21 protein-coding genes and 1 pseudogene are annotated in these 23,417 nt (G+C 65.2%); 7 read left to right on the forward strand and 15 right to left on the reverse strand.

Features of this window, described 5'->3' with window-relative positions; translation table 11 throughout:
- The first annotated feature begins 122 nt into the window (after positions 1 to 122).
- The 3 genes from HAP41_RS06160 to HAP41_RS06170 all read left to right on the forward strand — a co-directional run bounded on the left by HAP41_RS06160 (position 123) and on the right by HAP41_RS06170 (position 5,621).
- Positions 123 to 2,870 (forward strand): T6SS phospholipase effector Tle1-like catalytic domain-containing protein, encoded by a 2,748-nt coding sequence (locus HAP41_RS06160; protein ID WP_166104292.1) that lies wholly within the window; start codon positions 123 to 125, stop codon positions 2,868 to 2,870.
- 121 nt (positions 2,871 to 2,991) lie between these two features.
- Positions 2,992 to 3,675 (forward strand): response regulator, encoded by a 684-nt coding sequence (locus HAP41_RS06165; protein ID WP_166104289.1) that lies wholly within the window; start codon positions 2,992 to 2,994, stop codon positions 3,673 to 3,675.
- On the forward strand, positions 3,672 to 5,621 hold the full coding sequence (locus HAP41_RS06170) for a sensor histidine kinase (RefSeq protein ID WP_166104286.1): 1,950 nt from the start codon (positions 3,672 to 3,674) through the stop codon (positions 5,619 to 5,621). The genes HAP41_RS06165 and HAP41_RS06170 overlap by 4 nt, the downstream gene beginning before the upstream one ends.
- Positions 5,622 to 5,759: 138 nt before the next feature.
- On the opposite strand, the gene HAP41_RS06175 is transcribed toward HAP41_RS06170, so the two are convergent.
- Positions 5,760 to 6,041 carry a hypothetical protein gene (locus tag HAP41_RS06175; protein WP_166104281.1) on the reverse strand — a complete coding sequence of 94 codons (282 nt, stop codon included), beginning with the start codon at positions 6,039 to 6,041 and terminating at the stop codon, positions 5,760 to 5,762.
- A gap of 226 nt (positions 6,042 to 6,267) precedes the next feature.
- On the opposite strand from HAP41_RS06175, the gene HAP41_RS06180 reads away from it, so the two are divergent.
- Positions 6,268 to 6,492, forward strand: coding sequence for a cysteine rich repeat-containing protein (locus HAP41_RS06180; RefSeq protein ID WP_166104278.1), 225 nt, complete (start codon positions 6,268 to 6,270; stop codon positions 6,490 to 6,492).
- Positions 6,493 to 6,633: 141 nt separating this feature from the next.
- Here the strand turns inward: HAP41_RS06180 and HAP41_RS06185 are convergent, their stop codons facing one another.
- From HAP41_RS06185 to HAP41_RS06215, 7 genes are all read right to left on the reverse strand, one after another.
- On the reverse strand, positions 6,634 to 8,526 hold the full coding sequence (locus HAP41_RS06185) for a PQQ-binding-like beta-propeller repeat protein (protein WP_166104275.1): 1,893 nt from the start codon (positions 8,524 to 8,526) through the stop codon (positions 6,634 to 6,636).
- Between the two features lie 2 nt (positions 8,527 to 8,528).
- Positions 8,529 to 8,981: a hypothetical protein gene (locus HAP41_RS06190; protein WP_208012676.1), complete on the reverse strand. Its 453-nt coding sequence runs from the start codon at positions 8,979 to 8,981 to the stop codon at positions 8,529 to 8,531.
- Positions 8,982 to 9,004: 23 nt separating this feature from the next.
- On the reverse strand, positions 9,005 to 9,226 hold the full coding sequence (locus HAP41_RS06195; RefSeq protein ID WP_166104269.1) for a hypothetical protein: 222 nt from the start codon (positions 9,224 to 9,226) through the stop codon (positions 9,005 to 9,007).
- A 130-nt stretch (positions 9,227 to 9,356) separates the two neighbouring features.
- Positions 9,357 to 10,040 (reverse strand): hypothetical protein, encoded by a 684-nt coding sequence (locus tag HAP41_RS06200; protein ID WP_166104264.1) that lies wholly within the window; start codon positions 10,038 to 10,040, stop codon positions 9,357 to 9,359.
- An 87-nt stretch (positions 10,041 to 10,127) separates the two neighbouring features.
- Entirely contained in the window at positions 10,128 to 10,835 is a 708-nt protein-coding gene (locus HAP41_RS06205; protein WP_166104261.1) for a hypothetical protein, read from the reverse strand.
- Positions 10,836 to 10,966: 131 nt separating this feature from the next.
- The gene (locus HAP41_RS06210) at positions 10,967 to 11,215 is read right to left on the reverse strand and encodes a hypothetical protein (RefSeq protein ID WP_028147356.1); all 249 of its coding nucleotides are present in this window, start codon (positions 11,213 to 11,215) and stop codon (positions 10,967 to 10,969) included.
- A gap of 168 nt (positions 11,216 to 11,383) precedes the next feature.
- Positions 11,384 to 12,349: an NAD(P)H-dependent flavin oxidoreductase gene (locus HAP41_RS06215; protein ID WP_166104256.1), complete on the reverse strand. Its 966-nt coding sequence runs from the start codon at positions 12,347 to 12,349 to the stop codon at positions 11,384 to 11,386.
- A gap of 108 nt (positions 12,350 to 12,457) precedes the next feature.
- Between HAP41_RS06215 and HAP41_RS06220 the strand changes: the two are divergent.
- Positions 12,458 to 14,019 (forward strand): annotated as a pseudogene (locus HAP41_RS06220) (AMP-binding protein).
- Positions 14,020 to 14,440: 421 nt separating this feature from the next.
- Here the strand turns inward: HAP41_RS06220 and HAP41_RS06230 are convergent.
- The 7 genes from HAP41_RS06230 to HAP41_RS06260 all read right to left on the reverse strand — a co-directional run bounded on the left by HAP41_RS06230 (position 14,441) and on the right by HAP41_RS06260 (position 20,232).
- Positions 14,441 to 15,214, reverse strand: coding sequence for a thioesterase family protein (locus HAP41_RS06230; RefSeq protein ID WP_166104253.1), 774 nt, complete (start codon positions 15,212 to 15,214; stop codon positions 14,441 to 14,443).
- Positions 15,215 to 15,363: 149 nt separating this feature from the next.
- Positions 15,364 to 16,332, reverse strand: coding sequence for an NAD(P)H-dependent flavin oxidoreductase (locus tag HAP41_RS06235; RefSeq protein ID WP_166104250.1), 969 nt, complete (start codon positions 16,330 to 16,332; stop codon positions 15,364 to 15,366).
- Between the two features lie 155 nt (positions 16,333 to 16,487).
- Complete coding sequence (locus tag HAP41_RS06240; protein WP_014491544.1) at positions 16,488 to 17,888, reverse strand: aspartate ammonia-lyase; 1,401 nt, start codon at positions 17,886 to 17,888, stop codon at positions 16,488 to 16,490.
- A gap of 27 nt (positions 17,889 to 17,915) precedes the next feature.
- On the reverse strand, positions 17,916 to 18,455 hold the full coding sequence (locus HAP41_RS06245) for a hypothetical protein (RefSeq protein WP_063985840.1): 540 nt from the start codon (positions 18,453 to 18,455) through the stop codon (positions 17,916 to 17,918).
- A gap of 122 nt (positions 18,456 to 18,577) precedes the next feature.
- A complete protein-coding gene (locus HAP41_RS06250) occupies positions 18,578 to 19,180 on the reverse strand; it encodes a YqaA family protein (RefSeq protein ID WP_081369120.1) in 603 nt (200 codons plus the stop codon).
- 133 nt (positions 19,181 to 19,313) lie between these two features.
- Positions 19,314 to 19,718 carry a phosphoribosyl-ATP diphosphatase gene (gene hisE, locus HAP41_RS06255; RefSeq protein WP_166104246.1) on the reverse strand — a complete coding sequence of 135 codons (405 nt, stop codon included), beginning with the start codon at positions 19,716 to 19,718 and terminating at the stop codon, positions 19,314 to 19,316.
- Between the two features lie 133 nt (positions 19,719 to 19,851).
- Positions 19,852 to 20,232 (reverse strand): hypothetical protein, encoded by a 381-nt coding sequence (locus HAP41_RS06260; protein WP_166104243.1) that lies wholly within the window; start codon positions 20,230 to 20,232, stop codon positions 19,852 to 19,854.
- A 227-nt stretch (positions 20,233 to 20,459) separates the two neighbouring features.
- Here HAP41_RS06260 and HAP41_RS06265 point away from each other — a divergent pair, with 227 nt between their 5' ends.
- Both HAP41_RS06265 and HAP41_RS06270 read left to right on the forward strand, forming a co-directional pair.
- The gene (locus HAP41_RS06265) at positions 20,460 to 21,509 is read left to right on the forward strand and encodes an ABC transporter substrate-binding protein (protein WP_063985843.1); all 1,050 of its coding nucleotides are present in this window, start codon (positions 20,460 to 20,462) and stop codon (positions 21,507 to 21,509) included.
- Between the two features lie 90 nt (positions 21,510 to 21,599).
- Positions 21,600 to 23,396 (forward strand): glucan ABC transporter ATP-binding protein/ permease, encoded by a 1,797-nt coding sequence (locus HAP41_RS06270; protein ID WP_166104240.1) that lies wholly within the window; start codon positions 21,600 to 21,602, stop codon positions 23,394 to 23,396.
- The last annotated feature ends 21 nt before the right edge of the window (positions 23,397 to 23,417 follow it).

Here is a 23,417-nt window from a genome sequence, read left to right on the forward strand (position 1 = left end):
TACCTCAACGGGACTATGCACAGAATGCACCTGCTTTTCATGACGCAACCATTGATTGAAATCGTGGAGTGCTGAACGGCGCCAGCCTGAAGTGCTTCACCGTCGATTGCCAGAGGGGCCCCATGACCCAGCATGATGGCGCGCAGAATGGTAATTCTGCCAGACCCAAGCACACGCATGACGATGCAAGCGCCGGCGGGACGACCGCCACCACCCTGTCGAAGCGCAAGCTGGTGCTGTTCGCCGACGGCACGGGCAACGCGTTCACCGCCCAGGAATCCAGCGTCTGGCGGCTCTATGAAGCGCTCGACCACACCCAGCCCGACCAGATCGCGCACTACATCAAGGGCGTCGGCACCGCCGGCTGGGCGCCGCTCGCGGCCATCGACGGCGCCACCGGCATCGGCGTTCCCTCCAACGTCCGCAAGCTCTACCGCTTCCTGTGCTGGAACTGGCGCGAGGGCGACGAGATCTACATCTTCGGCTTCAGCCGCGGCGCCTTCACCGCGCGCACGCTGGCGGCGCTGATCGCGAGCCAGGGATTGGTGCCGGCGGAGATCAAGGGCGAGCCGGTCTCGCATGCCGAGATGGAGCGCAACGCGATGTCCGCATGGCGGGAATACCGCAAGGAATCGGTGGGCTATCGCAGCCTGCCGACGATCTGGATTGCGCGCTGGATTCGCGACCTGCTGCTCATCATCTACCATTTCGTCTGCTGGCACCGCTCCTATTGCACGATCCGCAAGGCCATGGCCGGCCGCAAGAACGTCAAGATCGAATTCCTCGGGCTGTTCGACACGGTCGAGGCTTTCGGCATACCGATCGAGGAGCTGCGCGTCGCGATCGACTGGGCGATTTGGCCGATTTCGTTCCGCAATCACCGGCCCTCGCGCAAGGCGAAGCACATCTGTCACGCGCTCGCGCTCGACGACGAGCGCACCACCTTTCATCCGCTGCGGATCGACCAGAGCCGTCTAGCGAATGACCAGACTGTCAAGGAGGTGTGGTTCGCGGGCGTCCATTCCGACATTGGCGGCGGTTACCCGGAATCCACCCTCTCCTTCGTTCCGCTGGTCTGGATGACCGAGCAGCTCGATGGCCAATTGCGCTTCCAGAACGGCACGATCGAGCGCTTCCGCGAGTATCAATCGGCGATCGGGCCAAAGCACGATTCACGCAGCGGCGCCGCCGTGCTTTACCGCTACGGTCCGCGGCCGATCCTCGAAGGCGATGTGAACGGCGGCAAACCGGTCGTTCACTTCGCCGTGGTCGAACGAATGCTGTTCGGATGCGACGATTATGCGCCGATCATGCTGCCGGCGAACGCGCGGGTGCTGATGCCCGACGGAAGCATCAGGGAGCTCACCAATGACGGCGCGCACCAAGCCATGCATGACGCCTACGCGAAGAAAGCGAGGCGCCCGATAAGCAAGGAGGAATCCGACGCCTTCACTGGAATGAAAGCGCCAGACGCGGACATGGCGAATCTGGCGCGCGGCGCCGTGTGGTGGCGACGCGTGGCCTATTTCTCGCTCCTGATCATGACGGGCATCATCGCCGCCTGGCCGTGGATCGCCCGCAAGATCATAGATACATCCGGCAAGAGCCTGCGCGATTTTGTCAGCAACATCGACTGGGGTTTCAGCGCCATACTCGGCTCCGTCGCGAACCTGCTCAAGAACGTGTTGCCCTCCTATGCGGGGCCATGGCTCAATATCGCACTCTATTATCCTGTCGCGACCGCACTCGTCGTGCTGGTCACGTGGTGGGTCAGGAGCATCAACGCCTCGCTGCGTGATGGCATCCAGGAGCGGGCGCGACTCGCCTGGTACCGGCCGGAACGGAAGGCGAGCGCAAAAAACCTCAGCCGGATGAGTTTGTTGTTCAGGTTTGGCGGTTTGATGCAGCGAAATGCGCGGTGGATGAGCTTTCCGTTCACCAAGATCATCTTTCCCATCGTCTCCATCATCGTCATCTACGCCGCGGCCTTGCTGATCGCCTCGAGCAGCTTCTTCACCTGGCGCGTCGCGACCGGACAGGTTTGTGAAACCCCGGAAACAAAAGCCGCAGAGGCGAAGAGAAAGGGAGCGAACGTCGCGGTAGACATTCCGCCTGCCAAGCCGGTGGGCGACAACGCGCTTCCTGCGGTCGAGCTTTTCAACGTCAACCAGTTCTGTTGGGCAAGCAGGCTCGCCGTGGAGAAGGGCCGCAAATACCGGGTCTGGATCGATATCGACCAACGCTGGTTCGACCGCACGATCATGACCGGCGTCACCGGATTCCAGACCTACGAAAACCACCATTACCTCGCTCTCCCGACCCGGCGACTGTTCGGCGCGGACTGGTTCCAGCCGGTCGTACGCGTCGGCGAGAAGGGCCTGAACGATCAGCCGCTGCAGGCCATGAACGTGATGTCGGCAGATGAACTGCCGCGCCGCATTGACCCGACCCTTCCCGAGGAAAATGCTCAGGATGAGCCAAAAAACAGATATCCCGTCCGCATCGAAAACGCTGAGGAATCGAGCACGGACGATGCGGCGAAGCTGACGACACTCAAGGCTGACATCGCGAAGATGGGCACATTCGATGCGCTTCCGCCAGACGAGTCGGCACGCAAGGTCTGGGACACGCAGAAACTTGCAGACCGGATGGTGGCCGAATTCACCGCACCTGATTCCGGCGAGCTGTTCTTCTACGTCAACGACGCCGTGCAGATCGTCCCGGGCTTCCTGCGATGGCTGGCCCCGGCAAAATACGTCGACTATTTCGGGCCGGACGAACAATACTACAAGAACAACAGCGGCACGGCGCGGATCACGGTACAGCGTCTGCCCGCGCCGCCGACGCCATCGGCTGCGGCAAAGCAGTAGGCGCCGGCCACACCGGAGCGGAAGAGTGACAACGCCCCCATGATTATGGGTGTCGCGGCGTCCGCGCCGCGGCTAAACTTGGCCTCGCGCCGCGGGGGACACGCGGTGCGGGACGATGAACATGAGCGAACAGGGCGAGACGGGTGAGGCCATCACCATCCTCCTCGTCGAGGACGACGCGCCGACCTGCTGGCGGCTCCAGGATGCGCTGGTCAAGGCCGGCTACAAGGTGCGCAGCGCAGCCACGCTCGGCGAGGCGCGCCAGGCCCTGAACGGCGGCGCGCCACGCGTGCTGCTGACCGATCTGCGGCTGCCCGACGGCCATGGCATCGAGCTGATCCGCGAGACCCGGCAGCGCTTTCCCGACACCGAGATCATGGTGATCTCGGCGCTCGGCGACGAGGAGAGCGTGATCTCCGCGATCACCGTCGGCGCCACCGGCTATCTCCTGAAGGACGCCTTCCCGACCGACATCGCCACCACCGTGCGCGATCTGGTCGCCGGCCATTCGCCGATCTCGGCCTCGATCGCCCGTTTCATCGTGCGCAGAACGCAAGGCGTCGCGCCGAGCTCGGCCGAGCCGCCGCGGGGTCCCGTGCTCAACACCGCACGACTCACCCCGCGCGAGATCGATATCCTCTGGGGCATCGCAAAAGGTTTCAGCTACGCCGAGATCGCGAGCCATCTCGGCCTGTCCAGGCAGACCGTGCCCGGCCACATCAAGAACATCTATCGCAAGCTCGAGGTGCACACGCGCAGTGAAGCCGTGTTCGAGGCGGTGCAGCAGGGCCTGATCAAGCTGTGAGCGAGATCGCGGCGAAAGCACCTGCGCGACCGCGGCGCCGGCTGATCGCGGCGCGCCTCGTGCCCTATCTGCTGCTACAGGCGCTGATCGTGATCGTCACCATCCAGGGGCTGCGGCTGCTCCAGCCCAGCGACCCCGACGATTTTGCCTTGAGCGAATTTTCGCTGCGGGAGGACGGCACGACCCGGGCGGTGACGTTGCCGCATTTCACGTCGTCGCGCTACGCGCTCCAGGACCCGCCGCTCTATTCGGGCACGTTCGTCTTCAAGCCCGATGCGGCAAACACGGCCTGGTCGGTCTTTCTGCCGCGCTTCAGCAATGGCGTGGAGGTCGCGGTCAACGGCGTCGCGATCCTGGACTCCCGGCGCGATCCCACCGCCAACCGGCCCGACCGCAACACGCCGGAGATCACAGTGATCCCGTCGTCGCTGCTGCGCGACGGCAGCAACGACATCACCGTGCGGCTGTTGGTGTGGGGTCCGCTGCGAGGCTTCCTCGACACCGTCTATGTTGGGCCGGACGAAAGCTTGCGGGGAGCCTACGAGACGCGCACGCTGCTGTTCGTGACGCTGCCCGTGGTGTTCTCGGCCTGGCAATCGTTGCTGGCGGTGATCCTCGCCATCATGTGGCTGATGCGACGCCGCGAGCCGGTCTATGGCGTGCTGGCGGCAGGAATGCTCGTCGGCGCGATGCAGGCCTTCGCGCCGGCGCCGCTGCCGCCCGCGCCTTATCCGCGGCTGGCCGCCATCCTGCTGGCGTCCGCGCCGATCGAGAGCGCGCTGGTCGTGACGTTCGCGGTGCTGTTCTTCGGCTGGCGCTGGCCGCGCTACGGGCTGCTGTTGTTCGCGCCGGGGCTCGTCATCCTGCTGGTCGGGCTCTTTGCGGGCCAGCCGATCCCGCGCATCACCTTCCTGTTCCTCGGCGTGCCGACCGTGGGCCTGTGCCTGATGCTGCTGGTCGTCATCCTGACGTGGGCGGTGATCAGGCGGCAGGACGCGGCGAGCTTTACCTTCGGCTGCGCCGTGACCATCGTGCTGACCTGCTGGTTTCACGACATGCTCTCGGCGTTCGAGTTCGTGCCGGACGATCGCACCTTCGTCACGCGGCTGTCCTATTCCGCGATGCTGGTGGCGATAGGCGCCGGACTGACCTGGCGCTTCGCCCGCGCGCTCAACGAGGTCGACAGCTTCGCCGGCCAGCTCGTCGCACGCGTGCGCGAGGCCGAGGAGCGGCTGAAGGCAAGCTTCGCCCGCGAAGAAGAGCGTGCCCGTGCCGCCGCACTCGCGAACCAGCGCACGCGGCTGATGCGCGACCTGCATGACGGCCTCGGCGGTCAGCTCGTCAGCATCGTCGCGCTCTCCGAGCGCGGACACGAGGGCGCGACCATCACGGATGCGGCGCGCGCCGCGCTGAAGGATCTGCGCCTCGTCATCGATTCCATGGACGACATCGGCGGCGACCTGATGCTTGCGCTCGGCTCCTGGCGCGAGCGCGCGGCGGCACAATTGCGGCCGCACGACGTCGCACTCGGATGGCACGTGGCGACGCCGCAGGGCCTGCCGCTGCATCCCGAGTTGCGGCCATGGCACGTCATCCAGATCGTGCGCATCCTTGACGAGGCCGTGACCAACGCGGTCAAGCACGCACAGGCGCGCCATATCGTTGTTACCATCGAGACGCTCGACGATGGCCAAGGGGATGGCCAAGGAGAGGGCGACGGGCCGCGTGGCATGATCAGCGTCGCGGACGACGGCAAGGGCTTTGCCCTGTCCGGCAACGGCGAAGCCGGCAGTGCGGGCCAGACCGCGCGGGGTCTGCGCAACATGCGAAGCCGCGCCGCGCGCTGCGGCGCGGTGCTGGATCTGGCCTCGGATTCCTCGGGTACGCGCGTACGCCTGCAACTGCCGAAATTCTTTCCCGATAGCGACGCCGCCGCCACGGGCTGAAAAGCCCCCTCCCCGAACGTGTGGGACGCACGGAGAGAGGGAACGGGCCGGATTATCGTCATGCGGAGGACGGGGGGTTCGTCCGCAAGTCATCCTTTTCGCCCGAAGCGATGCAATCAACTCAATCAAACGAGATCGTCAGCGCACGCCGACGCGATTGACCGGGCCTCCGCGATTCATCGGCGTTCCCGCACGAACGCCGACGCCGTGCGCGCCGACCCCGGGCGTCGCCACCGCGACCGCGGCGGCCGGCGCAACCACCACCGCCCCGGTCGGCCGCACCACGCAGCCCTTGGGCACGCCGACCGTCTTGCAATAGACCACCGCCTGCGCCGGGCTCGTGCCCAGCGACACCATCGCCGCACCCGCGAGCATCATGACCGTCAGGCCGGCGCTCAGCGCTCCCACGTTTTTCGACATCTTGCTCTCCTGCTTCCCGTTCGGCGCCCCGATGCAATCACCGGGTTTCGCAGCCGACGTGCAGCCTGAATGGCAAAAGACGGCGCGCGGATACATGCCATGAAGATGGGGGTGCGCCGAGCGAGCCGATGCCATGAACATGGCATGGACCGGCAACGGCCCTTCGCGAGATGGTCCGGCTCACCCGATCCCAGCGGGACCCGTCACAATCCCAAAGAGGTGTTTCATGAAGACTTCAATTCTTGCCGCGCTGCTGCTCGCTACCGCCATCCTGCCCGCCGCTGCGCAATCCGGTCCGACGCCGCAGGAGCAGATGGCATGCCGCAGCGACGCCGGCAAATTCTGCGCCGAACATATCGGCAAGCCACCGCAGATGAATGCCTGCCTGCGCGAGAACAAGACAAAGCTCTCGGATGCCTGCCGCAAGGTGGTGGAGTCGCACGGCGGGTGATCTTCTTCCGTCCCCCAGTGGGAGAAGGCGCCTTGCCGATGGCAAGGCGGATGAGAGCTGCTTCAACGCACCCAGAGCACAGCCGCTCCGCGGCTCTGCCGCGAGCCACCCTCTCCCGCGAAGAAGGGAGAGGGACAGCAGCTAATTCGTCAGGCCATAGACGTCGATCCGGCCGTCATAGGTCGGGCGATAGATGCGGCCTTTCCAGACGATCGGACGGTTGAACTTGGGATGCATGAAGGCGTGCTCCGGCCCCCAGTCCTCGCTGTCCCAGATCACCTGGAGCCGTTTGGAGCCATCCGGATTGGTGGCGAAATTCTGCGCGTCGTAGACCAGGAAGCGGCCCGGACTGAGAATCATGTTGCTGTCCTGATAGGGCACCATCGCCACGATGATGCCATCGGTGCCGTTGTTGGCGGCAAGCGTGATGCTCCAGCCGGGCATGCCGCCCGGCGGACGCGGCGATTGCGGCGAGGCGATCTCGTTGCCCCCGGCGAGATAGGTCGTTCTCCCGTCGGCCCCAATCGACCAAGCCCGCAAGGCGCTGTTCTCGCCGCCGACGAAATGCATGGTGCCGTGGGTGGCGGACTGGAACAGCAGCGGCGTGCCATGCAGATGCCGCGTCGCGCCGCCGGGAAACACGTTCAGCTCCATCGGTGACGCCGGCGCCGGCGGCACGGCGGGATCGAAATACGTGTACAGGATCGGCGGCATGAGAAGCCTGTTGTAGTTCGCCGCGAAATGGCCGGCCGCAAGTTCGCCCGGCTGCGTCTTGCCGAGCGCATTGGCATTGCCGGTGTAGAGGATGCCGTCCTTGCCCGCGGCCAGAATAGCATGGGCGGAGGCGACGTAGACCGGACCGCCGGAACCGAAATCCTGGTCGCCCCACATCGACTCGTTCATCGCCTCCATGTGATGCGCCACGACCGGCGCGATCTGCGCATCGGTTGCACTGCGACCCGAGGTGACCGCGACATGCGGCATCTCGCGTGCATACCGCGGCTTCAGCGTCATTCCCATGCGCCTCGCATGCGCGATCACGGAGGGCAGGGAAACGTTCGACGGCAGCGCCAGTTCGTCATTGTCGTCATCGTCGGCGGCTGCTGCGTCCGCGGCCGCGCCGACCCGGTTGGCGTCGGTCCATGGCGCCCACCACGACATGACTTCGAAATGCGCATGGCTTCCGGTGTGCAAGGCGAGCCGCACGATGCTCTCGCCGAAATCGCCATGCTGCGGCGAGAACGCTCCGTTGCCGGTGATGACGTAGATTGAACCGTCGGGAGCGAGGGCCGGGCCGGCCCCGCTCTGCCAGAGCCCGCCTCCGGAGCCGGTGACGGTGGAGCACCACGACGCAGCGAGCCGCCAGGCATGGACGTCGACCGCGAGCAGCCAGCCGCGCGCCGTCTTCGACGTCTCGGCGATCGTGCCGAAGGGAATCAGCACGTGGTTCCGCGTCAGCGTCAGGGCGCTGCGCTGCTTGCGCTGGGCCGAGACGAATTTCTGCACCGGCAGGCCGTTCGGCGGCGTGTAGACCGCGCCCTCCAGGTTCAGCAGCCCGTGCACCTTCGAGCCGTCGCGGATCCGCAGCGCGGCGAGGAAATGCTGCCCCTTGACGACGCTGCCGTCGTCGCTGATCCAGGCGCAGGCATAGAGAATGCCCGCCCCCTCGTCGATCACGGGGGTCGAGAGAATACCCCAATGGACGTTGGTCATGTGGCCGTCGATCGCCCTCGTTCCGACGATGGGACGCCCCAAGTTGGTCGCCCAGATCTTCTCGCCGGTCACAGCGTCGAATGCATAGACCCAATTGCCCATGCTGGCCTGGAAGATCAGGTCGCGGGTCTTGCCATCGGCCGTGTGCACGCCGCCGACCGCCAGCGGCTGCGCCTCGAGCCTGGGATCGTCGGGAATCGGAAGGCTGAAGAGTTTGACGATGCCCCTGCTGCGAACGGCGGTCGCCGTCAGCACCGTCTCGGAATTGTTCGCACCGGTACGGGCACGGTCGTAGCTGCGGGTCGTGACGGAGGCGACCATAGTCAGGCTCCGTAAGCGAGGAGGCTTCCGACCGCAATCAGGCAAGCCGCGGCAAGCGGTCGTACGTCGCGCAAGCCTGCGCGCCACCCGCTCGACACGACGGCTCCGCAGGCAAAGCCGAGCCCGGCCATGATCGCGCTCGACAGTGCGGCAACGGCCGGCGCATCAGGCGTGCGCGACACGAGATTGTCGATCGCCAGCAGCGGTGGCAGCACATAGAACCAGCCCAGCGCATTCAAAAGACGTTGCGCGATGGGGTGGCGCACCACCAGCGATGCGCCGCACGCGATCAACAGGATCGCTGCGAGCCCGCCCGCGACCGGCATCGTGACGCCGAGCGCGGAACCCAGCGCATCGCAAGCGCCGAACATCAGAATGAGCGGCAGCACATGCCGTTGCGGAACGATGAATGCGAGTGCAAAGGCAACGATGAGACTGTCCGCGGACGTCCACAACAGATGTATCGACATGGAAACCTCTAAAAGGTTTGCAATGCGAGATAAGTGAGGTCAGTCGGGAAGGCCGCCGCGCCGCCCGCCTTCGAGGGTAATTGCAGCGCGGTGAAGCCGCGATTCCGCGCATGTCGCGCGAGAAGGTAGAGCAGCCAGGCAATGCCGGCTCTATCAACCGGGGCCGGCAAGGTGACGCCTTCGCGGTACGGCGCGAAGAAGCGACCCCGAGCTAACAGCGCTACGCCCATGACGCGGCCTTTGGCTAGCCACGCCAATCATGCATTGAACGGAGATCGTCTGGAAGTTGAAATTCGAGGCAAGCGCGTCCGCAGAACGAACCGTCGCTCACGATCGCGTGCGCGACGGCGAGGATGGGCGCTAATCGTCGTCAGGCCCGAACAGCCTGATCTGCGGCAAGCCGCCGCGCGGCCGGCTCGCGACATCGCGCGCATCGGAATCTTCGCGGATGTTGCGCGCGACGTCATCCCAATCGGTGCGGTCGCGCATGCCACGCGGCTCGCGGGAGTCGTAATGCCGGCGCTCGGCCCAGCGCTCGCGGCGCTCCATGCGGCGCCGTTCGGACGCGGCGCGCTTCACGTCGGAATCCCTGGCCTTGGCATAGGCGTTGTCGGATGAGGATTGCGGCTCTGTCGATGCCTGTTGCTCGGCAGGCCTTGCGACTTGCGGAGGCGATGCCGGTGCCGGCTTGGGCGGCTCGGCCGCGGCTGCCTGGGAAGGCTGCGGCGCTGGCGGCTCGGCGTTCGCCTGACTTGCCTGCGTGTCGGGCTTTGCGGGTTCGGATTTGGCTTTGGCCTGCGCCGGCGCGGCGATCATGGCGCCGAAGGCTTGCGAGCCGGTGAGATATTGCAAGCGCTCGGAAGGCGCGTCCGTCATCGCGGGTTTAGCGGCTTCAGCGCGCTGCGCCATCTTGCTCGTGTCCGGCCCCTGCTTGGGCGCGACCGGATTCATGATATTGCCGGCGACGATGCCGCCACCGAGACCAATGGCGATGGCCGCGACGATCGTTCCGGCACCGACGAAATAAGCTGTCGAGGCGCGCATTGGTCCACTCCCTCTTTGGAGCGGGCAACGTTTGTCGATTGCCGGATGTTCCCGATGCGGGGCGCAGTTCCCGGAGGAACTTGCGCGTCAGATCTGCTGCGCGACTTTTTCAAGCCCGATGATGCGGGCGAGCTTGCGCACTTCTTCCTTCTGGTCCTCGCGCAGCTGGAACAGCAGTGGCATCGCGGCCGACTTCAACTGCTGGACCTCGTCGCAGTTCGGATCGATCGGCACGCCCGGCGCGTTCGGATTGGAGAGCTTGTTCGCGGAGATCTTGCGGACGACGTTGCGCAGCGCAGTCTCGACCGAGGGCCAGTAGTATTCCTGCGACGACGACAGTTTCAGGCGATCCCTGATGCCCGCGATCTGCACGTCGGACAGCAGCGAATAGTTTTTCTGCGGCTGCGGCTTGGCGGCGACCTTCGGCTTGGCCGGAGCTTCGACGGGAGCCTCTGCGGCGGCAGGCGCTTCATGCACACTCGCCTTGGGCATCGGGAAATCGGCGGGCGTCGCGGCGGCAAACGCCTGGCGCAGCGGCTCGGTCAGCACCGGCGCCTGTGAGAGCTTGTCGGCAGAGACCTGGACCGGATCGATCGCGGCCGAGGCCAGTGCCAGCGTCGGAACCAGACGGTCGGCCTTGGCGGCGCGATTTGTCGAAAGCTGCTTGGGCGGCGGGGCCTGCGTGATCATCTCCGCGCTGACGCTGGGCACGCTGTCACGGCCGAGGATGGCGGTGGTGGCGGCGCCGAGGACGAGGAAACAGGTCAGCACGACGATGGTGATGGCTTTGGACAAACGTCTCTCCAGGCCCAGCTTCAAGTCCACGTGACGAGTGCCCGGAAACTGGGCGGTAAATAAGGCTTAACCGAGCCATCGCGACGGCAATCGCGCGGACTGTGGCGACATGCCCCGAAATCTCAAGGAAATCAGGCAGCTAGCGCCAGGTCGTAGGCATCCTGGATGTCGGCGACGATCTCGGAGGCCTCCCAGACCGCGCGCGGCTCGACCGATTGCAGCGTCACCGTCCAATTGCCGCCCCGGCGGGTGCGGGGGACGCTGAGGATGTCGAAGCGCACGTTGCGGCACAGCGGATGACGGGCCAGAGCATGGGCCACGCGGACCCGGATTTCGTCCAGCGTCGCGGCTGTCTTGCTATTGAGAAAATCGAAGTCCATCGCCTGTCCCTCTCGGTCCTGATTGGCGGCCGTGAGGGGATTCTTGGCGGGCGTTGGTTAATCTGCCGTTAAGTACGGGGCTGCGGAGGAGCGCTCGATTAACTGTGATCGGGAGCGACGGCCCCTCCTCTCCCTCCCCGGCAAGCGGGGCGAAGGGAAGGACGCCGCCTATTGCCCGCCCGCATCGCGATACTCGGCGAGGGTCCGCGCCACGAGATCGTCGACCGCCATCACGTCGGTCACGCCCGATGTCGCGTGTCCCCCGCTCCAGATATCGCGCCAGCGTTTCGGGCGGTTTTCGCGCGCGTCGACGTCAATGTCCTTGCCGATGTCGATCGCGCCACGCGCCGGCAGATCGTCGGGATCGAGGCCCGCAGCCACGATCGACGGCTTCAGCATGCTGGTCTGCAACCCTGTGAACGCGGTGGTCAGCAGGATGTCGTCGGCGCTGCTGTCGACCAGCATGTCCTTGTGGCGCTCGTCCGCCATGCTCTCGCGCGTCGCGATGAATTTCGTGCCCATGTAGCCGAGATCGCAGCCGAGGACTCCAGCCGCATGCAGCGCGCGGCCGTCGCTGATTCCTCCGGCGAGCACGATGATGCCGTCAAAGAATGCGCGCACCGCGCGGACGAACGCGAACGGATTGAGCCAGCCGGTCTGCCCGCCTGCGCCCGCGGTGAGCAGCACCAGCCCGTCTGCGCCGGCTTCCGCCGCGCGCTGGGCGTGGCGGATCGAGGCCACGTCCGCCAGCACCAGCGCGCCGGCATCGTGCAGCGGCTTCAACACCGGCGCGGGCGACCCAACAGAGGTGATGACGATCTCCGGCTTGTGTCGCAGCAGCACAGCGAGATCCTGCTCCAGCCGAGCGTTGGAGCGATGCACGATCAGGTTCGGGCAAAGCGGCGCGGCCTTGCGTCCTGTGTGATCTTCGTGTTGCCGCAGTCGCGTTTCGATCTCGGTGAACCACGCCTCGAGCTGTTCCGTGCTGCGGCAATTCACGGTGGGGAAGCTGCCGATCACGCCATTGCGACAGGCCGCGACCATGAGCTCGACGCCCGACACCAGAAACATCGGCGCCGCGATCAAAGGCAGAGCGAGACGATCACGGAAGTGTTGCAGTCGATCGGATGCCACTCACGCCTCCTTGCGCGGGCTTTGTCGTTCCATCCCGCCTTCCCTGTGCTAGCGTTGCGCGCGAACATTGGCATGTCAAAAGCCGATGACAAAGCAACGGGGAAACATATGTCCGATCCGCTCCACGCATCGTCCCCGACTTGCGCGCAGACGCTGCGGGCACTGTCGCGCTATCCCGGCCGCACCGCTTTCGCCTGGCCCGGTGGATCGCTGAGCTATCAGGGCACCATCGACCTGATCGGACGCATCCAGGCGGTGTTCATGCGGCTGGGCTTGCAGCCCGGCGCGCGCGTCGCCTTCCTCACCGCGAACCGTGCCGACACCTGGTGCGCCGGCGTCGCCGCGCAATTATCCAGGCTCTGCGTCACCTGGCTGCATCCGCTGGGATCGCGGGCAGACCAGCACTTCCAGCTCGAGGATTCCGAGGCCGAGATGCTGGTGGTCGATGCCGCCACCTTCCGCGATCGCGGCGGCGAGCTTGCCGCGAGTGCGAGCCGGCTGAGGGCAGTCTTCACCACGGGACCGGCCGACTATGGCGTCGACCTCCTGCAGGCGATCGAGATCGAAGGCCATGCCAGCGCGCATTGCTTCGCCGGCCCCGACGATCTCTCAACGCTGAATTACACCGGTGGCACGACCGGAAAATCCAAGGGCGCACTGCGCTATCACCGCGAGAACGCCGGTGGTGCTGCCGCGATCCTCGCCGACTTCGAGATCCCGGACACCCCGCACTATTCGCGGTTGCCCCGATCAGCCATGTCGCCGGTACGAAAGTCGTGCCGACCCTGATGCGCGGGGGCACCGTGCACATGCTGAAAGGCTTCGATCCCGAGGCGGTGCTGGCGACGATCGCGCGCGAGCGCATCAATTTCACGCTGTTCGTGCCGACCATGATCTATGTGCTGCTCGATCATCCAGCCTTGAGCAAGACCGATCTGTCCTCGCTCGAGCTCGTGCTCTACGGCGCCTCCGCGATGTCGCCGAGCCGGCTGGTCGAGGGCATCGAACGGATCGGGCCGGTGTTCTCGCAGCTTTACGGGCAGACCGAATGCTATCCGATTTCGGTGCTGCGCAAGGCGGATCATGATCCCAAAACGCCCGAGTTGTTCCTGTCCTGCGGCTTCCCGATCTCGACCTGCGAGGTCAGGATTCTCGACGACAACGACCAGGAAGTGAAGACCGGCGAAGCCGGCGAGATCTGCGTGCGCGCGCCGCATGTCATGGCCGAATACTGGAAGCGGCCCGACATCACCGCCGAGACGCTGAAGAATGGCTGGGTCCACACCGGCGACGTCGCACGCAAGGACGAGCGCGGCTACATGTTCATCCTCGACCGCAAGAAGGACATGATCGTCTCCGGCGGCTTCAACATTTTTCCGCGCGAGGTCGAGGACGTGCTGTCGCAGCATGCGGATGTTGCGATGGTCGCGGTCGTCGGCATTCCCGACGAGAAATGGGGCGAAGCCGTCACCGCCATCGTCATGCCGCGTGAGGGGGCGCAGCCCGATCCGGACGAACTGATCAATCTGGTGAGGACGCGAAAAGGCTCGGCACATGCACCGAAGCAGATCCAGTTCGTCAAGCAGCTGCCGATGACCGGCGTCGGCAAGGTCGACAAGAAGGTGCTGCGCGCAGGCTTCTGGAGCGGACGGGACCGGATGGTGGGGTAGTCATCCTGGTCTGCAACTTGTGGCAGGCAGCACCGCACGTATTCCCGCGGCCGGACCCCGGGGTTCTACGGGTCGCTGTGACCCGCGAACAACAGCTCGGAAGGGACTTTTCAGGCACGCCGTCCGCGCAATTGCAGGCGAATCAACGAATCAACTAGACCGCTGACGGGGCTGGGAAGCGGAGTATCAAATGAGAGTCGCTTCCTTGGAAAGTGCGTTGGCCGCGATCACGTTGATCACGGCTATCATCGTCCTGCTGTGGGAGATCAAGATCGTCTACGGCAGCTGAACTGGCAGGACGCTGGCGTCGAACAGAGACCTCCGGACAAGAAGAGGTTCGCGACCAGGGCATCCCTTCCGCGGCGGCGGAAGTCTGCCGTTCAATCGGCTCAAGGAGCGATCACGGCGCTTGCCGACACGCTTACCGCTTTTCGATCACCAGACTCTGCACCGCCCGGCCGAAATAGCCGTGACGATCTGCGAGCCGCGACATCGCGAGGCCGGCGCCGTCGGGACCGATCCAGGATTCGCCGTCGAGCAAGATCCACTCGCCGACCGGCTGGCGCGATAGGTTCACAGTAAGGTCGGCATTGATGTAGGTCCAGGCGCGGAAGTCGAGCGTCGAGGCGGTGCCGTTGGAAAAGTCGGCGGCGACCACGGCGCGCATCGCCTGCGAGACCGCTTCGCCTTCGACCAGCGGATGGTCGAGGCGAAACCAGATCGCGCCGGCCCCCGCCTGGCCGAAGCGGCCGCGCGCGGCGCGCATCGAGACCATGCCTGCGAACGGACTGGTCGCGCCATGGCCGTCCTCGACCAGCGAGTCCTCGGGCGACGGCAGCGTGACCGGCAACTCCTTGACGTCGTCCGGCAACGGCTGTGATTGCCGCTTGATCTTGAGCACGGTGGCACCGACGACCTGAACACCGTCGGCGAACAACTTGATCTCGCAGAGCTGGATCTTGCGCCCCTCGCGCAAAACCTCGCTCTCGATCGTCAGCGGCGCCACCGGCACCGGGCGCATCAGGTCGATGGTGACGCGCGCAACATTCATCGGCACCGGCGTCGGAATGCGTTCCGCCGCCCACGTCACCAGCGCAGACGGCGCCGAGCCGTGCTGCATGCGCCGGTCCCACGGACCTGCAGCATTGGGGCTGGTGACGACGTTGTTGCCGTCGACGCGATAGATGGCGGTCATGTTTGCACGATATCTCGGCTGGCGTTCCCCGGGCGCAGCGCAACGCGTAGGCGGTGCGCTGCAGAGACGGGGTCCATGTGCTGCAGCGATGGGTCCCGGCTCTGCGCAGCAGCGTTGCAGGCTGCGGCGCGTCCGGGACACGAGAGCGGTTAGAGCGGCGGGTCGATCGCCTCGTCATATTCCTTCTTGAAGCGCGCGATCAGATCGGCGGCGGGGATGATGCCGTCGACGCTGCCGATGCCCTGGCCCGAACCCCAGATCTCCTTCCAGGCTTTCGGCTTGGCGCGCTCGCCGGAGGCATCCGTGCCGAAGTTCATCTTGGACGGATCAGACGTCGGCAGGTTTTCCGGATCCATACCGGCCGCGAGGATCGACGGCTTCAGATAGTTACCGTGCACGCCGGTGAAGAGGTTGGAGTAGACGATGTCGTCGGCCGTCGAGCCCGCGATCATCTCCTTGTATTTCTCGACCGCGTTGGCTTCCTTGGTCGCAATGAAGGCCGAGCCGATATAGGCGAAGTCTGCGCCGAGGATGCGCGCGGCGCGGATCGCCTTGCCGTTGCCGATGGCACCCGACAGCGCGATCGGGCCATCGAACCATTTTCGCGTTTCTGCAACGAAGGCCAGCGGCGAGATGGTGCCGGCATGGCCGCCGGCGCCGGCCGCAACCAGGATCAGGCCATCGGCGCCCTTCTCGATCGCCTTGTGGGCGAACTTCTGGTTGATCACGTCGTGGAAGACGATGCCGCCCCAGCCGTGCACCGCTTGATTGAGCTCCTCGCGCGCGCCGAGCGACGAGATGATCATCGGCACCTTGTACTTGGCGCAGAGCTGCATGTCGTGATCGAGCCGGTTGTTCGACTTGTGCACGATCTGGTTCACCGCAAACGGCGCCGACGGCTTGTTGGGATGGGCACGGTCATAGGCCGCGAGCTCTTCGGTGATCCGCGCCAGCCATTCGTCGAGCAGCTCCGGCGGCCGCGCATTCAGCGACGGAAACGAGCCGACCACGCCGGCCTTGCACTGCGCAATTACGAGATCGGGCACCGAGATGATGAAGAGCGGCGAACCGATCACGGGGATCGACAGGCGCCCCTTGAACAAGGCAGGCATGGACATAGGCGAAACGATCCTTTGGTGGCGAGCAAATCGAAAGCTGGAGGCCATACCAACAAGGCAATCTTTCCACTGTCAAGTATTGCGTTTTGACGCCGTGGCGGATGCCGTTACCGCAATTCCAACATGCGGAATTCGCTGCGCAAACGCCGGCGGCATCACCCAATCAAATCCGGATTGATCAGCCGCTCGAACGAGAACATCTCGTCCCATTTCTCCTGCGTCAGCAGCTTGCGTTCGACCACGACGATCTGGTGCAGCGACTTGCCGCTCTTGTAGCCCTCGCGCGCGATCTCGGCGCATTGCTTGTAGCCGAGCAGCGGCTTCAGCACCGTAACAATGCCGAGCGAGTTCAGCACCATGTTGCGGGTGTGCTCTTCGTTGGCGGTGATGCCGACGACGCAGTTCTCGCGCAGGCTGTTGACCGCGCGCTCCATGGTGCGGATCGAGAAGAACAGCGCGAACGAGATCACCGGCTCCATCACGTTGAGCTGAAGCTGGCCGGCACTTGCCGCGAGCGTCACCGTGGTGTCGAGGCCGATGACGAGGAAGCTGGTCTGGTTGACGACCTCGGGGATGACAGGGTTGACCTTGCCCGGCATGATCGAGGAGCCCGGCTGGAGCTGCGGCAGGTTGATCTCGTTGAAGCCGGCGCGCGGGCCCGAGGCCAGCAGGCGGATGTCGTTGCAGATTTTCGTCAGCTTGCTCGCCGTGCGCTTGAGCACGCCGGAGAGCTGCACATAGGCGCCGGTGTCCGAGGTCGCCTCGACGAGATCGCCGGCAAGGATGAAGTCGACGCCGGTCAGCGCGCTCAAATGCCGGACCGCGAGTTTTGGATAGCCGACGGCCGCGGTGACGGAGGTGCCGATCGCGGTGGCGCCGAGATTGATCTCGCGCAGCAGCGCGCGCGCCTCGGAGATGCGGTCGACCTCCTCGCCGATCGTGGTGCCCCAACCGCGGAATTCGGCGCCGAGCGACATCGGCACGGCGTCCTGAAGATGCGTGCGCCCCATCTTCAGCACGCGCTCGAACTCGCGGCCCTTGGTGAAGAAGGCCTCCTGGAGCTGGCGCAGCGCCGTCATGTAGCTCTCGAGCCGCAGGATCAGCGCCAGCCGGAACGCGGTCGGATAGGTGTCGTTGGTCGACTGGCCGTAATTGACATGGTCGTTCGGGCTGACATGCTGGTAGTCGCCCTTGCTGAAGCCGAGCGATTCCAGCGCGAGATTGGCGATCACCTCGTTGGCGTTCATGTTGGTGGAGGTGCCGGCGCCGCCCTGAATGAAGTCGGTGACGAACTGATCCATCATGTCGCCGGCGATGACGCGGTCGCAGCCCTGGATGATCGCGTCCGCAACTTTCGCATCGACCGCGCCGAGGTCGCGGTTGGCCATCGCGGCAGCCTTCTTGACGTAACCGAGCGCCTTCACGAAGTAAGGCTCCTGGTTCATCGGAATGCCGGTGATGTGGAAGTTCTCCTTCCCGCGGATGGTCTGGACGCCGTAGTAGATGTCGTCGGCGATCTCGCGCTGTCCGAGGAAGTCCTGCTCCGTGCGGCTCATGGGCGCTCCTTTGCTGGCGCTACGTCCTCAGTTCTGGCACAGCGCGCTGGTGACGAAGGTATCGGTGCGGCAGTCATCCGGTTTGCGTTGCCGGCCCGGGATCAGAACCTTGGCCGAGCATTTCTCCGCGGAATCGGCGTTCAGGCTCTTGCCTTCCTTGTAGCCCTTGCTCTGGCAGAGCTGGTCGGCGGCTTGCTTGCAGTCGGGCGCGCCATTCGACGAGGCGGGGCAGGCCATGCGCCCCGACACCATGGCCGACGGCGTCGCCAGCCGCGACAGGTCGTTCATGGTCTCGCTCGGGCTTTTGATCGGCGGCAGGATCGAGGGCAGCTTGTCGAACAGCTTGCCCATTTCGTTGATCAGTCCGGGATTTTCCTCGCGCGCCGGCGGCGACGAAGGAGCTGATGTCGAGGGCGGCGGCGCGGTCTGCGGTCCCTGCTCCTGCAAGCCGAGCGCCGGCGGCGCGGATTGCGGCCAGCCGGTGCCACCGGCACCAAGCAGGAGCGAAAGCACTGCAAATATCAGCGTCCCCGGTCGGAGGACCGGATTGCCGGATCGAACCATCATGACGGCAACCGTAGCCGAACCCGGCGCAGCGGCAAAGCGCGGGGTTATTGAGCGAACATGATCTTTGCGGAGAACCGCTTCACACGTCGCGCTGACGCGGCCCTTCGGGGCCGGATCATGCTCTAGATCAGCTTGACCGCGACGACGAAGCCGAGCACCAGCACGGCGGCGCCGAGCGCCACCCAGAGACCGAGATGCTTCTCGATCCTGACGCGGATCCAGTCGCCATAGCGGTTGAGCAGGATCGCGACGATGAAGAAACGGCCGCCGCGCGCGACGATCGAGCACAGGATGAACAGGCCGATATTGTAACCGGCAAAGCCCGAGGTGATGGTGACGAGCTTGTAGGGGATCGGCGTCAGGCCCTTGAGCAGGATGATCACCGCGCCCCACTCCGCGTAGGAGGCGCGGAAGGCGTCGACCTTGTCGCCGAGGCCATAGACCTGGATCAGCCAATGGCCGACCGAGTCAAACAGCAGCGCACCGATGGCGTAGCCCAGCAGACCGCCCACCACCGAGGTCGCGGTGCAGACCGCGGCGTAGAGCCAGGCGCGCTGCGGGCGCGCCAGCGACATCGGGATCAGCATCACATCCGGCGGGACCGGAAAGAAGGAGCTTTCTGCGAAAGCCACGGCTCCCATGATCCAGAGCGCGTAGGGCTTGTGGGCGGCGTCGATGCACCAGTCGTAGATACGTTTCAGCATGGCGCCGCGATGAAGCACCATGGGACGGATTTGTCCATCGCGAGTTTTGTGACGATTTGGCGTGATCTGGAACAGTGTGTCGCGGTTTTCCGAAAGATCGCGCGCAAACAACAACCTAAAGCGCGATGACGCTTTGCTCCGGTTTCACCGCGCTTTAGTGGCGCTTGCGCGAGACGCGCCCTTCCAGCGCGACAATTGGCCGCCTGGCGGCAACGCGCGGTGACGCGACTTTGGGCAGCTTCATCGGCGACTTCGGCAGCTTCTCGGCAATGCCGAGCATGTCTTCCCGCCGCGCCATCTCGCGCCAGACATCCTCCGGGCGCACGCCGGCCGAAGCCCAGAGCACCGTGAGATTGTAGAGCAGGTCGGCGCTTTCCCGGATCACGGCGTCGCTATCGCCATTGACCGCGTCGATGACGACCTCAATGGCTTCCTCGGCCAGTTTCTTCGCCATTTTGGATGGCCCACGCTGAAACAGCCGGGCGGTACGCGATGTTGCCGGATCAAGATCCTTGGCCGCGAGCACAGCCAGATATAGCCGCTCAAGCGAATCACTCATGGTACTCAAAACTACCCTAAACCACTGGCGAGCGCGTTAACGCGCAGGGTTAAAAGCGAAAAACAGGCCGCCGCGGCAAGCGCGACGGCCCGTTGTGGTCAAGACTTGGTAGCCAAGGATTTGGTAGCCAAGGCTAGTAGCAGTTCTGCATGTAGCCCTGGCCACAGAGCTCCGACGGAGCCGTGCCGCCATAGCGCTGATATTGGTAGTTCGGGCCCGGGCCGTAGTAAGGACCGTAGGCGGGGCCACTGTAATAGGCAGGGCCGCCGTAATAGCCATAACCCGGACCCGGACCGTAATCATAAGCGTAGGCGTCACGGGTCGCCGCGATCGCAAGGCCGGTGCCAACGATGCCGGCGATGGCCGCAGCAGCCGCTACGCCGCCACCACCACCGCCATGCCAGTGGCGGCCGCCTGCGTATGAGGCGGTCGGGGCGACCGCGGTCAGCGCCAGCACCGCGGCGGTGGCAAACACGGCCTTGCGGCCGGCAAATCTCGAAAATCGGTCAAACATGTCCTGGACCCTCCTTGGGACCTCGAATAGTGCCTGACGACAGGCTCATGTCTTTCAAACACCCGCAGCCCATGTTGGGTTCCCGAACCCCAACAGAAGCTGAACGGGGTTGCGTGATCATGACGCAACCCCCGCTCATCCGCCGTTCATGTTGGCGCGCGCAGGCTCGTCGCTGGCCGGCGCTGCGAGCGTCACGAAACCACAACAATGCGGGACCGGCGCGCCTGATGTTTGCATTCAAGACGATCGCCCTTCGCGGCCTGCTGGCCATTGCAATCTCGCTTGCCGCGCTGGCTGCGCGCGACGTCAGCGCGGCCGAGACTGCTGCGCCGTCCACTGCGATCCACTTCACATTCGATCGTCCCGTCGATGCGAGCATGGCGCCGTTCTTCCTCGCCGCGAAGGACGGCAATTTCGGCACCGAGCGTCTCAACGTGTCCTTCAAGAGCTCAGCCGGATCGCCGGAGGCGCTCGCGCGCGTCGCCAAGGGCGACAGCGAGCTCGCGCTCGTCGACATCAACGAGCTGATCCGCTTTCGCGACAAGGACGATGCCGCGCCGATCAAAGCCGTGTTCGTGTTGTTCAATCGCGCGCCTTACGCGATCGTCGCGCGCAGGAGCCGCGGCATTCACTTGCTGCCCGACCTCGACGGCAAGACCGTCGGCGTCGCCGACGGCGATCTGTCGATGCGGCTGTGGCCGGCGCTGGCGCAGCAGAACGGCATCAACGCGTCGCAAGTGAAATTCCACAAGATCAGCGCCGCGGTCCGCGAGCCGCTCCTCTCCGCGGGCCAGGTCGATGCCGTCGCCGGCTTCAGCTATCTCTCGGCGGTGAACCTGCGCGACCGCGGCGTGCCCGGCGGCGATCTCGTGGTACTCCGCTATGCCGACTATGGCTGCGAGGCCTACGGCTTCGCCGTGGTGGCCAACCCCGCTTTCGCCGCCGCGAAGCCCGACGCCGTGAAGGGGTTCGTCCGCGCACTGATCGCCGGCGTCAACGCGACCATCAAAGAGCCGGCCCGTGCGGCGGACGAAGCCACGAGCCGGATCGACGACGGCGACCGCGATCTCGAGCGGGAACGCCTTCGCAGCGTGCTCATCGACAACATCCTGACCGACGAGGTCAAACGCAACGGCCTCGGCGGCATCGACCCGGCGCGCCTGGACCGCTCGATCGACCAGATCGCGCAGGATTTCAAATTCCGCAAACGGCCAGCGGCCGGCGATATCTTCGACGACCGGTTCCTGCCGCCGGTCGCGGGACGGCTGATCAACTGAGCAAAACCCGCAGCTTCCGCTGTATCTCGCGAGCGACCCTGATTAGAATGTGGGCTCACATCGTTTCGTCCGCCCGAGTTCGTCCCTCGCATGCCCATCCTCCGTCTCTACACCCGCGTTCTCGAACTGCTCGGCAAGGAGGCGCGGCTGGGCTGGTTGCTGGCGTTTGCCAATCTGCTGCTGGCGGCCTCGCAGTTCGCGGAACCCGTGCTGTTCGGCCGGATCGTCGACGTGCTCTCCGGCAAGGCGGTCGCCGGATCGAACTCGGCCTGGCCGTTTTTGATGGCCTGGGTGGCGTTCGGGCTGTTCACCATCGGCTGCAGCGCGATCGTGGCGTTGCAAGCCGACCGCCTCTCGCACCGCCAGCGCCAGGCGGTGCTGACCGACTATTTCGAGCATATTCTGCAACTGCCGCTGACCTTCCACTCAGGCACCCATTCGGGCCGGCTGATGAAGGTGATGCTCAACGGCACCGATGCGCTGTGGCGGTTGTGGCTCGGCTTCTTCCGCGAGCACTTTGCCGCGATCCTGTCGGTCGTGGTGCTGCTGCCATTGTCGCTCTACCTGAACTGGCGGCTCGCGGTCCTGCTGTTCGTGCTCTGCGTCGTCTTCACCGCGCTGACGACCTTCGTCGTGCGCCGGACCTTCGGCATGCAGATGCAGGTCGAGGAGCACTACAGCGAGCTCTCCGCGCGCGCCTCCGACGCGCTCGGCAACGTCGCTCTGGTGCAGAGTTTTGTGCGCGTCGAATCCGAGGTGAAGGGCTTGCGCTCCGTCGCTGATGACCTGCTCGCGGCGCAGATGCCGGTGCTGTCGTGGTGGGCGCTCGTCACCGTCATCACGCGCGCCTCCACCACGATCACGGTGCTCGCGATCTTCACGCTCGGCATCGCGCTGCACGACCAGGGGCTGACCTCCGTCGGCGAGATCGTGATGTTCGTGAGCTTCGCGACGATGCTGATCCAGAAGCTCGAGCAGGTCGTGAGCTTCATCAACAACGTGTTCATGGAAGCCCCGCGCCTGCGCGAGTTCTTCAACGTGCTCGATGCCGTGCCCGCGGTCCACGACCGCCCCGACGCGATCGATGCGGGACGGCTCTCCGGCCTCGTCGAATTCAACGACGTCACCTTCTCCTATGACGGCAAGCGGCCGGCGGTCGAGGACCTCTCCTTCACCGCGCTGCCCGGCCAGACCATCGCGCTGGTCGGCGCGACCGGCGCCGGCAAGTCGACCGCGATCGCGCTTCTGCATCGCGCCTTCGATCCGCAGTCGGGCTTCATCAGGATCGACGGCATGGACGTCCGCGGCGTGACGCTGACCTCGCTGCGCCGGAACATCGGCGTGGTGTTCCAGGAGGCGCTGCTGTTCAACCGCTCGATCGCGGAGAATTTGCACGTCGGCAAGCCGGATGCGACCGAAGCCGAGATGCGCAAGGCCGCGGAGCGCGCGCAGGCGCTCGAATTCATCGAGCGCAGCGGCGGCTTCGAGACCAATGCCGGCGAGCGCGGCCGCATGCTCTCCGGCGGCGAGCGCCAGCGGCTGTCGATCGCCCGCGCGCTGCTGAAGGATCCGCCGATCCTGATCCTGGACGAGGCCACCAGCGCGCTCGACGCCGTCACCGAGGCCAAGGTGAACGCCGCTCTCGACGAAGTGATGAAGGGACGCACCACGTTCGTGATCGCCCACCGTCTCTCCACCATCCGGAATGCCACGAGGATCCTGGTGTTCGAGAACGGCCGCGTGATCGAAAGCGGAACTTTCGATGAACTCGTGGCCAAAGGCGGCCATTTTGCCGAACTCGCCAGGGCCCAGTTCATGGTTCAGGAAAATGCACGGGCCAGCGTGACGGCCGCTGAGGCTGCGGCGACTGCGGTCAAGTCCCCATAGCATCGTCGAAATTCGGCCTAT

The organism is Bradyrhizobium barranii subsp. apii, assembly GCF_011516635.5.
Lineage (GTDB): Bacteria > Pseudomonadota > Alphaproteobacteria > Rhizobiales > Xanthobacteraceae > Bradyrhizobium > Bradyrhizobium barranii.